The 12,078-nt window shown below is 43.3% G+C and carries 10 protein-coding genes; 6 read left to right on the forward strand and 4 right to left on the reverse strand.

Going from position 1 to position 12,078, the window contains the following annotated elements; all coding sequences use genetic code 11:
• Position 1 precedes the first annotated feature (1 nt).
• Both gshA and L3V33_RS05615 read right to left on the reverse strand, forming a co-directional pair.
• Positions 2 to 1,633 (reverse strand): glutamate--cysteine ligase, encoded by a 1,632-nt coding sequence (gshA, locus tag L3V33_RS05610; protein ID WP_237289806.1) that lies wholly within the window; start codon positions 1,631 to 1,633, stop codon positions 2 to 4.
• A gap of 160 nt (positions 1,634 to 1,793) precedes the next feature.
• Entirely contained in the window at positions 1,794 to 2,729 is a 936-nt protein-coding gene (locus L3V33_RS05615; protein WP_017075712.1) for a LysR substrate-binding domain-containing protein, read from the reverse strand.
• Positions 2,730 to 2,849: 120 nt separating this feature from the next.
• Here L3V33_RS05615 and add point away from each other — a divergent pair, with 120 nt between their 5' ends.
• Positions 2,850 to 3,848, forward strand: coding sequence for an adenosine deaminase (gene add, locus L3V33_RS05620; RefSeq protein ID WP_171315215.1), 999 nt, complete (start codon positions 2,850 to 2,852; stop codon positions 3,846 to 3,848).
• Positions 3,849 to 4,015: 167 nt separating this feature from the next.
• A complete protein-coding gene (locus tag L3V33_RS05625) occupies positions 4,016 to 4,600 on the forward strand; it encodes a sugar O-acetyltransferase (protein ID WP_237289808.1) in 585 nt (194 codons plus the stop codon).
• 37 nt (positions 4,601 to 4,637) lie between these two features.
• Here L3V33_RS05625 and L3V33_RS05630 read toward each other — a convergent pair whose 3' ends face one another.
• A complete protein-coding gene (locus L3V33_RS05630) occupies positions 4,638 to 5,594 on the reverse strand; it encodes an AraC family transcriptional regulator (RefSeq protein ID WP_237289810.1) in 957 nt (318 codons plus the stop codon).
• Between the two features lie 239 nt (positions 5,595 to 5,833).
• Here L3V33_RS05630 and L3V33_RS05635 point away from each other — a divergent pair, with 239 nt between their 5' ends.
• Together L3V33_RS05635 and L3V33_RS05640 are read left to right on the forward strand one after the other, a co-directional pair.
• Positions 5,834 to 7,078, forward strand: coding sequence for a membrane dipeptidase (locus L3V33_RS05635; RefSeq protein WP_208774562.1), 1,245 nt, complete (start codon positions 5,834 to 5,836; stop codon positions 7,076 to 7,078).
• 283 nt (positions 7,079 to 7,361) lie between these two features.
• Positions 7,362 to 8,075, forward strand: a complete 714-nt coding sequence (locus L3V33_RS05640) for a GntR family transcriptional regulator (protein ID WP_065206599.1) — start codon at positions 7,362 to 7,364, stop codon at positions 8,073 to 8,075.
• Between the two features lie 29 nt (positions 8,076 to 8,104).
• Here L3V33_RS05640 and L3V33_RS05645 read toward each other — a convergent pair whose 3' ends face one another.
• Positions 8,105 to 9,304, reverse strand: a complete 1,200-nt coding sequence (locus L3V33_RS05645) for an enolase C-terminal domain-like protein (protein ID WP_237289813.1) — start codon at positions 9,302 to 9,304, stop codon at positions 8,105 to 8,107.
• Positions 9,305 to 9,565: 261 nt separating this feature from the next.
• Between L3V33_RS05645 and L3V33_RS05650 the strand changes: the two genes are divergently transcribed.
• Entirely contained in the window at positions 9,566 to 10,999 is a 1,434-nt protein-coding gene (locus tag L3V33_RS05650; protein WP_237289815.1) for a PTS transporter subunit EIIC, read from the forward strand.
• Positions 11,000 to 11,106: 107 nt separating this feature from the next.
• Entirely contained in the window at positions 11,107 to 12,075 is a 969-nt protein-coding gene (locus L3V33_RS05655; RefSeq protein WP_237289816.1) for a sugar kinase, read from the forward strand.
• Positions 12,076 to 12,078 lie beyond the last annotated feature (3 nt).

A 12,078-nucleotide genomic window follows, 5' to 3' on the forward strand; every position in this document is an offset into this window, starting at 1 on the left:
GTTAAACCATCATTTTTTGTTGTTTGCAGTCGCGCTGTAGTTGATTTTGCTTTTTCAAAAAATCATCAAAGCTGATGTCTGGCTGCCTTTCCATTTGTTGCTGCTTGGAAAGCGATTCATCAACCAACGCTGTTAAGTTGTCCATTTTTTCCGTCTCAACTTGGTGTTGCAAATGCACAAACAAGTGCTCATCAGAAAGACGTTGCATTAAGCCTTGATGACTCAATCCTTGGTCTTTCATTTGTGCCAACAGTTTTGCCGAAGGGGTTAAGTCACTGTTTTGCAGTTTCATACGTTCACTGAAGATACTGGTTTGGTATGAATCCGTAGAAAAAGCATCATCAAACAGCGCTGCTATTTCTTGGATAGCGTCCAACAGATCAAGCCCCAAAGTTTCTAATGACACTTCGCCTTCTAATGTAGGAAGTGTTAAGTCCGGTTTTCGGCCTTGTGTTGCCACGAGTTCTTGACGTTGAACGACAATGGCGCGTTCCTCTTCGGTCAACTCGGGGCTTGGCGCTAATGCACTGTAAACCAAAAAAAGATCCAAAAAGTGGCTCTGCTCTTGCGCAATACCAAGTGGTAAATATGGATTGTTATCCATGCTGCGCAGCTCAACATACTGCACACCGTAATGACACATCGCATACAACGGACGCAGTGTATCGTTAACGATTTTTGGCCGCACCGAGCCATACAATTCGTTTTCCAGCTGTAACACAGAACCATTCATTTGCTGATCGATGTCTAGATGCAAATAGCGCTCACTTGGACGAGTCAAAGCGTTATGCAAATCAGATAAATACTGCTGCCTGTTATTAAAACTGATTGGGTACGATGACTGCTCATCACTGCTGTAACCGAGATTACTCAGACGCAATGATGTCGCCCACGGTAAGTAACAAGTCTCGTCATCAAACACTTCAAGCGCATGTGCTTTGCCTTGCAAATAACTGTTATCTACCGCAGGGGAAGCACCAAATAAATAGGGTACTAACCAACCATGACGCAGCACGTTACGAATCATATGAAAGTAGCGTTCAGAAACGAATGCTTCCAGAGGCATTTGAGCGACACTGCTATCGATGCTCTTCTGGTGATCGTACAGCGCAATCCAAAATGCTTCCGGCAGAGAAAAGTTGTAATGAATTCCAGAGATAAGCTGCATGCGTTTGCCATAACGATTGGCTAACCCTTCTCGATAACGTTTTTTCAGTAGGCCAGCATTCGAAGTGCCATAGCTAGCGATTCTAATCGCGCCCTCACTTTCTGCCTCATCATTCGGCAATTGTGGTGGCATGCTCGCGCCCCATAAGGTTTCACCCTCAGGTAAGCGAGTCGCAACAAAATGATGCAGTGAAGCGAGCGAATCGAATGTCGCAGTTCGGTCATCCATCGCTGGAGTCACTAACTCTAACTGAGCCTCGGCAAAATCAGTGGTGATATAAGGATGTGTGAGCGCAGAACCAAGCTCGACTGGATGAGTTTTATCTGAGATACCACAGGTCGCTTGTGTGCGAATTAACTCCCGTTCAATACCGCGACGGATACCCGCCAAAGAAGCATGAACTTGTTCATTTTGTAGGAAGGAAGCGAGATTGGCTTCAATTTTTAATACTTGATTATCTTTCATTGTTTCGTCTTAAAAAAGCTATAGCAACGTAATTAAGACGAGGCTCATGATAAAAAGACGAAATAAAAACAAAAAAATATCCAACTAGTTTCTAATTCGATATTTTTCTTTTAATTTTCAATAAGTAACTAATACTAACTCTTAATTACTTTATCGTTTATTATTGAATCTGTTCGATGATCAAATCGCGAAGCCACTTATGGCTCGGCTCTGAATCGAAGTATTTGTGCCACAGCAAGAATAGACCTCCCGGCACCAAATCGACTGGAACAGGCTTCATCACCAGTTCACCGCTATCAATGTAATCACGTACCGAGTTGTATGGATAACACATCAGCAAATCACTCTGCTTACACAATTTAATGGCGCTGGTGATGTCTGACACGTTAGCGGCTTTATTGATTTCCAACTGCTTAGAGTTCAGCACTTCCATCAATAGCCAATCCCCCGCTCCGCCCGTCACCAACTGTATGTGTCGATACTTCAAGAAGGTGTCGAGGTTCCACTCTTCCTTTAACGCCGGATGGTCATTTCGCATCAAACACACAGAATAGTCCAAGCACAGTTCTACGTAATCCAGATCATCGGGAATACATTGCACATGGGTAGATGCTCGCTCATCCAGCTCAAAAATACCGATGCCAAAATCCACTTCACGTTTTAGCAAACGCTTGAAGCTGTCGCTGCTCCACGTTGAGCTGTTGATGGTAATGTGAGGCGCTTCCGCGAGAGCAGTCGGCATGAAGTGCGGATAAATCGCGGTGTAGGCGGTTTCGACAAGGTCTATAGTGAAGGTACGCTCACTGGCTTTAGGATCGAAAACTTCGGGAACGGTCAGCTTTTCAATTTGCAGTAGGATTTGGTGGACCTTAGGTGCCAAAGCGAGTGCTTTGGGCGTTGGGAACAACCCCTTTGATTCTCGCTCAAACAGCGGATCATCAAACAAAGCTCTGAGTTTAGTGAGCTGTTTACTTACCGCTGACTGGCTCAAAAAGAGTCGATCTGCCGTTTTGCTCACACTTCGCTCTTCAATCAGAACGTGTAAGCAAAGCAGCAAATTCATATCGCATTTAAGTAAGCTTTTCACATCTACCATGATATTCCCTAAATTCAGGTTAATGATGATTAATTGTCACTTTAAATCATATCATTGTCTTGGTAAATTTAGCGCATGTGAGTTAATACACTCAAAGAATAATAGAATTAAGGAATACTCATGGATTTTCTAGCACTACCAAAGATTGATTTACACTGCCACCTAGACGGAAGTGTTCGTCCAGATACGATTATTGACCTAGCAAAACAGTACAATATCGAACTACCTGAAGATCGCGATGCGGTTGTTCAATCTCTAACGGTGCCAGAAGATTGTAAAAACTTAGATGAGTACCTGGCTTGCTTCAGCCTGCCATTACAAGTAATGCAGACTGAAGAAGCGATTGAACGTATCTCTTTCGAGCTTTACGAAGACGCTGCACTAGAAAACGTTAAGTACCTAGAAGTTCGCTTTGCACCAATCCTGCACGTAAACAAAGGTCTGTCTCTTGATGCAATAATCGCTAGTGCAGTTAAAGGCATGAAGCGTGCTGAAGAGAAATACGACATCAAAGGCAACTACATCATGTCTGTGCTTCGTATGTTCCCTAAAGACTCTATCAAAGACGTGATCGATGCAGGTCAACCTTACCTAGGTAAAGGTGTTGTAGCATTTGATATCGCTGGCGGTGAAAAGCCAGGCTTCTGCGCTGAATTCCCTGAGTACACACAATACGCTCTTGAAAAAGGCTACCGCATTACCGTGCACGCTGGTGAGCAATGGCATGGTCAAAACGTTTACGATGCAGTTACTTTGCTAGACGCTGAGCGTATCGGCCACGGTGTTCACATCCAAGGCAACGAGGACGCATACAACATCGTTAAAGAGAAGCAAGTTGCGCTTGAAACTTGCCCAACAAGTAACGTTCAAACTAAATGTATTCACAAATTCAGCGACCACCCAATTGCTGAATTCAAGAAAGACGGCATCGTTGTTACGATTAACACAGACAACCGTACTGTGTCGAACACAACCATGACCAACGAAGTGAAGCGTGTGTGTGAAACATTCGGCCTAACAAAAGAAGACTACGTAGAAATCTACAAGTACTCAGTCGACAGCGCTTTTGCTTCAGACGAAGTGAAACAACACCTAATGGGTTTCGTTGAGCAAATCTAATTTGGCAAAGCGCGCCTTTTGCTGAATAGCTGGGCTCACTTAGCATTAGTGCTTAAAGCACAAAATAGGAAGAGAAAGGCTGAGGCTTTTCTCTTTTTTTATGTCCAAAAATCGCTAATCTTGCAGTATTCGTCATTTAGACCGAGACTCTCGGAAAGTGGGCAAGCATGAGTAATACAAGCGATAAAACTGAACTGGAAAAGATGCTATCTGGGCAAGTGTATGATGGTGCAGACCAAGAAATTGATACCATGCGTTCCAATGCAAAAAAGGCGCTAATGGCTTTCAACAACCACCAAACCCCAGATCAACAACACACATTGCAAAAGCAGCTATTCGGTAAGGTTGGTAGTAGTAGCTTAATCCAGCCCCCTTTTCATTGTGAGTTTGGTAAAACCATTGAGATTGGTGACGACACCTTCATCAACATGAACGTGGTGATGTTGGATGGTGCGAATATCAAGATCGGTAACAATGTTTTAATTGGACCAAGTGCCCAATTCTATACGCCATCACACTCCCTTGATTATCGTAGCCGCCGTAAATGGGAAACCTTCTGTTTACCAATAACAATCGAAGATGATGTGTGGGTTGGCGGTAACTCAGTGATCAACCAAGGCGTGACGATTGGGGCTCGTTCAGTCATCGCAGCTAACTCTGTGGTCAACAGCGATATACCACCAGACTGCTTATACGGCGGTACGCCAGCCAAGTTGATTCGACACTTGAATACTGAGCAACAGAGCGACTAATTCAGCAACAATCTAAATCTAAGAAAGGCCATGTTTATCACTCAACATGGCCTTTCTTCCATTGATAAGGTGTAATCCCATTTACTCGCTTAAATGCTCTTATAAACTGCGATGAATCGGCATAACCTAAGTGAAGTGCGACATCAGAAATAGTATAGGTTTGCTGTGAAATAACCCGCTTAGCGAAATCAAACGCGAGCGTCTCTTTTATCGCTTTGAAGGTTGTATTTTCTTTATTCAACGCTCTTTGAATAGTACGCTTTCCAATCCCGATCAAATCGCAAAATGTATCTAAGTCGATATCGACTCGACCAATATATGGCGACAAAGCCTCAGTGACTTTGCGAGCATCGGCCATGGGCTTCACTTTGGTTTCCAGCAAATGTTCCACTTCTAACCGATCGTATTGAATACGCATATTCTCTTGCCCAAGGTATTGAGGTGTCTCAGTTTGGATTTTTAACTCGCTTAATGCCTGCGACTTCGTTGTCACTAAATCATATCGAATTGGGTTACCGAGCTCAGCATATTGCGCCTTCAAATAAGCGTGAGTATAAGCGATAAGAAACAACTCAGATTCAACGTGACTAACTGACTGCATTGACGTCTTAAACGAGACAGAAAACTTTGCCCCACGTTGTTCCACAGATAGCTTTTCAATGGGGAAATAATCAAGGAAATCTTGCATCGAAAGAGCAGGAAATCGAAGTTCTTTAGCTGCTCGAGTTGCACTCTCTAACAGCACAGCAATGAAGTCATTCGGGCTTAGGTTAGCCCTGATATGGTGTAAGAAGAGGGAAAAAACGTTATACGGAACATAGCTAGCCGATGACGTATCCATACTGAATGGAAGTTTCACTTCTAACGCCAGATCTGCAACCAATGAGCGGCCGAGAGCAAGCGAGTTATCTTCTTGCAAACACTGTTGAAAGTGGTTCACCACACGCTTATCAATCAGAGGAATATCAAGCCCCATCACTCTATCCTTTTCCATATTAACTAGTGACGCAAAATGCACATTTTCATTTCAGAGCTTAGCTACAATTATCTCAAGTTAACAAGGTTCACTTACAGTTTTCACTAATAAAGTGAACCACATAGCCAACAAGAGCAGCTTTGATTGCAAAGTATGACAGGGTTATCAATTTTAAATAATCCCGAGATACCGTCAGGGTCTACTATTAAATATAGATATTGAATAAATGGACTTAAACCAATAATTGAGAGGTTTTCATGTTTAAAAAGATCACGTTAGTAGCAGCGAGTATAGCAATGAGTTTTGGTGTTGCTAACGCCAGTGTTGAAAGCAAAACTTGGCCAGCATCAGACAAAGCCAAAACATTCGTTCAAGACACGATCGTCATTGGTATGCTCGCGAGCCCATATGGAGCGGGCTGGAGTGACGACCAACAATTATTGGATTACTTCCAAGGTGCACGTGACGCGGGTATTACAGGGCATGAATACACCATTACTGCTGCCGACCACAACTTTGATGACTTCTTGTTCCACCATCACAAGCATCGTTCTGTGATGGCAAAACAACCTGATAAGTTCATCGTTGCCCACTCTAATCACGATATTGAAAAAGCCCATACAGAAAGAAAGACTGCCGTTCTATGGAATAGCCAAACTGCGACAATTTTGGAAGAAGATGTCACCAAGATGGCGATTCTTAAAGACATGGGTCTCAAAAGCATGATCTTGTCTTATAACGACATTTTCAGAACAGGTTCGGGACAACTGGCTGCATATAATGGCAGAGACATCGGCTTAACATCTTGGGGAGAGTCTGTTATCGATTCGATGGTCAAGTATCAGGTGATTCTAGATCTCAGCCATACAGGCTCAAAAACGGCTAACGATGCCATGAGTTATATGGAAGAAAACTACCCTGATGTGCCATTTGTATACACCCACTCTGTGCCTGCCGGTTTATACAAAAACGAAGCGAATGCGACACCAAAAGGCTGTTACCGTGCCATTCCTGATGATGAAGCAATACGCGCAGCTAAATCAGGAGGCTACGTTGCTCCAACCTTCACGGAATGGATGATGGACGGCGTTTGGCCTGAAGATATCTCTCCAGTTCAAGCTGCCGATATGATCGACTACTACGTAAAATTGGTCGGCGTTGACCACGTAGGTATCGCCACCGATGACATGTTCTCAACTGACATGGTGGTTGATTTCGCAACCAAGAACGCAAAAATGTACGACGATGGTGGTTACATGATCGAGGCGTTCAACAAAGGCGCGACGGGCAATGGTGAATTAGCGAAGATCCTTGCAGCCATCACCGATGAACTGTGGAAACGTGGCTACAGCAATGATGATCTTGCGAAGATCTACGGCGGTAACAAGATGAGAGTTTACGCTCAAGTTTCTGAAGGTGCAGACCCCGACAAGTTCCAAAAAGAGTATGCAAAACGCCTAAAAGAACTAACCAAGTTAAGAAATGAAAACTTAGCCATGTAGCTCGCAACTAACAAAGCTCAAGCATTCGAAGCACGTCCTATTGGGCGTGCTTTTTTATTTAACATCTTGTAGACAACATCCTCATTCAGCCGCTATATATCGAAGAAAGAGAATGAAGTCACACACCCAGAAGTAACCCTCGAATTCGCCCTCCAAAACACCCTATATCCCATCATCTAATCGGCCTTCTATGTTAGAATTAACGGCTAGTTCGGAATGCGCTGAGTATCTGATTTAGTTAACTATAATTTAATCACCATGAGTGCTTTTTTAAGTTTTTAGAATGAAAAAATATGAATTAGTTGTCCAAGATATTGTTAGCAAGATCTGCCAAAACAGTATCAATCATAAGCTTCCTGCAGAAAGGGAACTCTCTGAAATATATGGCTTATCTCGATTTACTATTCGAAAAGCGCTAGCCAAACTAGAAGCGATTGGCATGGTGACATCTAAGGTGGGCTCAGGGTACTTTGTTAATACATCTTTGGTTGGAACCCCTCTAGTTTATAACTCGATTACTGAAAACAGCTTTGAAGAAATATCTTATAAAAAGATTCAATTAAATAAGGCGTTACCAAACAACCACGAACAACAAATATTTTCTCTACGTGATGATGAATATATTTGGAAGATCAAACGTCTTAGGTTAATTAATAATAAAGTCGTTCAAATTGAAGAAACAAAAATACCTGTCAGTATCTTTCATGAAATGAACACAGACATCATCGAGAGTTCGCTTCAAAAACACGCACTCGCTCAAGGCTTAGAGATCGACAGTTACTTAACGACTTATCAAGCCATCAACGTATCCAAAGATGATGCCGATTTACTGGGCTGTAAGAAGAATGTCGCGGCAATGAACATCACCAACCGTGGCTTCCTTACCTCTGGCGAATTGTTCATCGTCAGTGACATTATCGACATCAACTATCAATGCACTTATCACACGCCTTTTAACAACGAGAGCATGAATTTCAGAGATAAAAATAGCCGCTAGTGCGGCTAAATTTTAATTGAAACAACAAACTATGGCGTATGAATTGAGCCATCTGGTAGTCGACTTTGAGTCCACTCATGAGGGCGGTACATCACAGGAAACTCGGCTGCAACCTCTCGATCCATCTCTACACCAATACCTGCGATTTCAGAAGCGTATAAGTAGCCATTAATTGGCTCAGCAGCGTTCGGGAATACCTTATGTGTATTCTCGTTGTATTCAACATGCTCTTGAATTGCCGCATTGTGCAAATGTACATTCAAATGCGTGTTTACCGCAGCGCCAATTGGCGTCATATCCGGCGGACAATGCCATGCAATACGAACACCGAAGTTCTGACATAGATGACCTAGTTTCAGAGCTGGAGTAATGCCGCCAATTTGTGAAACATGACAACGAATAAAATCAATACGGCGGTTGGCAATCAAAGACTTCCACTCTTCAGGGTTGTTAAATAACTCCCCTAAACCCAATGAAACCGAGCTTTGGCTACGAATGTTATCCAACCATTCAGTTTGGTTTGGCGGAAGAATATCTTCAATGAAGTAAGGCTTATATTGCTCGACTTCTTTGGCAAATTGTATTGCTTGATTTGGGAAAAGGCGCTCATGAACATCATGAAGAATATGGAATTTATTACCATATTTCTCTCTAAGCGACTTAAACATTGTCAGTGTATTGTCCATGTACTGATCTTGGTCGTAGTACGAACCTTCAGTTGGATTTTGAGTGGTATGCAAATCGGTTGGAACACCGCCATAGAAACCAAGCTGACAACGAATATGCTTGTAACCTTTGTCTAGGAAAGATTCCACCAACTCATAAATACCCTCCATTGTGTCGCTAGTCGCGTGTGTGTATACAGGAATAGCATCACGAGACTTACCACCAAATAATTGATGTAACGGCATACCCGCCAATTTGGCTTTAATATCCCACAGTGCCATATCAACACCGGAAATTGCATTATTGATAACAGGGCCATTTCGCCAATAAGCATTGACCATCATCATTTGCCATAAGTCTTCAATATTATTGGCATTTTTACCAACTAGAAGAGGTTTTAGATACTCATCGACCATTGTTTTTACAGCAAGCGGTCGTTGTTGGAAGGTCGCGCAACCAAAGCCTGTCACACCTTCATTGGTTTCAACAACAACCGTGATGAGGTTATGCCTATCTGGCTTGGTAATAATACAATGGATATCGGATATAATAGTTTCTTTCACAATTAAATAACCTAAACTAACTTCAACTCTTATTATCTAACCGTGTTAAAAAGCACATTTCAAGCGTTAAATTTCATGCGAAAATAATTGGTACGTTTAGTGTTTTTTTTTGATAAACAAAACATACCAATTGGCCCAAAACGGTCAAAAATAATTTATTCGAATTTTAAGTGTGATTGAAGTCTCTTTTTATCCCATTGGATTTAAATAAGTTATCGATATGATTACTGGAGTTAAATATATCCCAGTAACAGGTGTAGTATGCAAATTGTTGAAAATAATGATGCTGTTATGAATAACTCTAAGTCATCGTCTAAAAAGAAAAATTTCAGAGAAAATATACAGTTATTAGTCACTGCACTTGGTGGTGAAGATAATATCGTGAGTCTCACGCACTGTATGACAAGACTAAGATTCAAATTGGCAGACGAGTCTCTGGTAGACGAAGAGGCTATCAAGCAGATCGCTGATGTGAAAGGTGTGGTACTTCAACAAGGCCAAACCCAAGTCATCATCGGTGTTGAGGTCGAGAAGTGGTTCAACGCGCTATCAAACACTCAACAAGCTGACGCTAATCCGGCTGATGAGCTAGAGAAAGGCAAGCTGTTCCAGGGCGTGATGCGTATTGTCGCAGGTATCTTTGGCCCTGTCGTGCCTGCCATTGCGGGCGCTGGTATGTTGATGGGTCTACTCTCAGGGCTTATCGCAACCAACGTTATCTCTGAAAGCTCAGACACAGTTTATTTCTTCCGCTCAATCTCTGTTGCTGTGTTCTTCTTCTTACCTATGCTGGTTTCTTTCTCTGCAGCTAAAGTATTCAAAGTAAACGAATACATTGCGCTTGCTGTTTCCTCCGCAATGTTAGCACCCAAGCTAGTAGATAAAGCGGCGATGCTAAAAGATGCTGGCGCTGCTCCGGAGCTGACGGTTCTTGGAGTGGTTCCGATTGAACTGCTCAACTACGGCGGCGCAATTGTTCCTGCGATTCTAGCAATCTGGTTATTGTCTAAAGTGACTCCGTTAGTTGACCGTCTAGTTCCTTCTTCTGCGAAGCCTGTATTTACACCACTGCTTGCCTTTACGGTAACTTCGACCATCACGCTATCATTTGTTGGCCCTGCTGGTATCTGGCTAAGTAACGGCGCGGGCTGGGTAATGAGCTCGCTACTGGAGATCTCTCCGACGTTAACGGGCTTTGTTTTTGGTCTGACTCGCCCGATTACGATTGTGTTTGGTATTCACCACAGCATGACGCCGATTAGCCTGAACAACTTTGCTCTGTATGGTAAGGATTTACTAATGCCGATCATGTGTTTAGGTAACATGGCAATTGCTGGCGCGACAATGGCTATCTGGCACAAGCAACGTAAAACAGTTTCTAAAGAGCAATCTTCAATCACGATGGGCTCAAGTGTTACCGCTATCTTAGGCATCACGGAGCCGGCTCTATTTGGTGTCCTCACGAAATACACCAAAGCGATGATGACCGCGAGTTTGGCTGCTGGTGTATTCGGTGCAATCTCGGTAACAATCGATACGCACTTAACGAGCTACATTCTTTCTTCTGTCTTCAGCTTGCCGGCTTACCTTGCTGGCGGTACGCAAAACTTCATTCAAGCACTAATGGGCGTGGTGGGTGTGTTCGCACTGTCTTATGTTCTAACGCTATTGTTCGTGAAACTAGACAACAAATAACACTTCCTCTCAACCTATTGGGAACAGAATCAACGTGGCTACCTTCCTTGTAGCCACGTTCCATCATTTATAGCTAGCAATACCCATTCTTCTGTAAGGGCACACTTATGAGCCACATTGCGATTATCGGCGAGTGCATGATTGAACTGAACGGCGCTCCATTCGGCACCATGCAACAAACCTATGGTGGAGATACGCTCAACGCCGCTGTGTATTTGAACCGAAGTGCCACCAGCCATTCCAGTTCGACAAATACTCCTAGGATTCGTACCAGTTACGTCACGGCTCTTGGAGCAGATTCCATTAGCCAAGAGATGCTTAAGCGTTGGCAAAATGAAGGATTATCAACCGATTTAGTGCTTATCGACGAACAGCGCTCGCCAGGCCTGTATCTGATTCAATTAGACGACGTTGGCGAACGCACATTCTTGTATTGGCGTAATGACTCTGCTGCTCGCTACATGGTGCAGCACCCAGATTTCAACAAAATAACCGCCCAGCTTGAAGATGTTGATATGGTATTTTTGAGCGGGATCTCTCTTGCCATCTTGCCACATAGCGATCAACTAAAGTTACTCACTATCATCCAAGGCTTACGTGAACGTGGCGTTACCATCGCCTTTGATAGTAACTATCGACCAAAGTTATGGGACTCAGAAGACGCAATCAAAGAAGCTTATCAGCTTGCCTATCAAGCGACAGATATCGCCTTAGTCACCTTCGACGATGAGCAACTTTTGTGGCAAGACGCACACCCACAAGACACCATAAAAAGATTGCATGCACTCGGCGTCAAAACCGTTGTTGTGAAGCTTGGTGCTGAAGGCTGCTTGATCAGCGAAAACCCCGAAAATGAGCCAGTAAAAATCACAACGACACCTGTCGAGACTGTGGTTGATAGCACCTCTGCTGGCGACTCTTTTAACGGCGGTTTCTTATCTTGCTATCTCGCTGGAGGTTCTGTTTCAGAAGCCTGCCAACAAGGTAATGCACTCGCAAGACTAGTGATTCAGCACCACGGTGCAATTATTCCAAAAGCCATCACCGATACTCTTTCAAACCCTATTAAGAAGTAAACC

This window comes from Vibrio sp. A2-1 (assembly GCF_021728355.1).
GTDB lineage: Bacteria > Pseudomonadota > Gammaproteobacteria > Enterobacterales > Vibrionaceae > Vibrio > Vibrio splendidus_K.

Bases quoted from the DNA above. Each gene is read 5' to 3' on its own strand.
- gshA (WP_237289806.1), bottom strand. From the start codon at position 1,633: ATGAAAGATAATCAAGTATTAAAAATTGAAGCCAATCTCGCTTCCTTC.
- L3V33_RS05615 (WP_017075712.1), bottom strand. From the start codon at position 2,729: ATGGTAGATGTGAAAAGCTTACTTAAATGCGATATGAATTTGCTGCTT.
- add (WP_171315215.1), top strand. From the start codon at position 2,850: ATGGATTTTCTAGCACTACCAAAGATTGATTTACACTGCCACCTAGAC.
- L3V33_RS05625 (WP_237289808.1), top strand. From the start codon at position 4,016: ATGAGTAATACAAGCGATAAAACTGAACTGGAAAAGATGCTATCTGGG.
- L3V33_RS05630 (WP_237289810.1), bottom strand. From the start codon at position 5,594: ATGGAAAAGGATAGAGTGATGGGGCTTGATATTCCTCTGATTGATAAG.
- L3V33_RS05635 (WP_208774562.1), top strand. From the start codon at position 5,834: ATGTTTAAAAAGATCACGTTAGTAGCAGCGAGTATAGCAATGAGTTTT.
- L3V33_RS05640 (WP_065206599.1), top strand. From the start codon at position 7,362: ATGAAAAAATATGAATTAGTTGTCCAAGATATTGTTAGCAAGATCTGC.
- L3V33_RS05650 (WP_237289815.1), top strand. From the start codon at position 9,566: ATGCAAATTGTTGAAAATAATGATGCTGTTATGAATAACTCTAAGTCA.
- L3V33_RS05655 (WP_237289816.1), top strand. From the start codon at position 11,107: ATGAGCCACATTGCGATTATCGGCGAGTGCATGATTGAACTGAACGGC.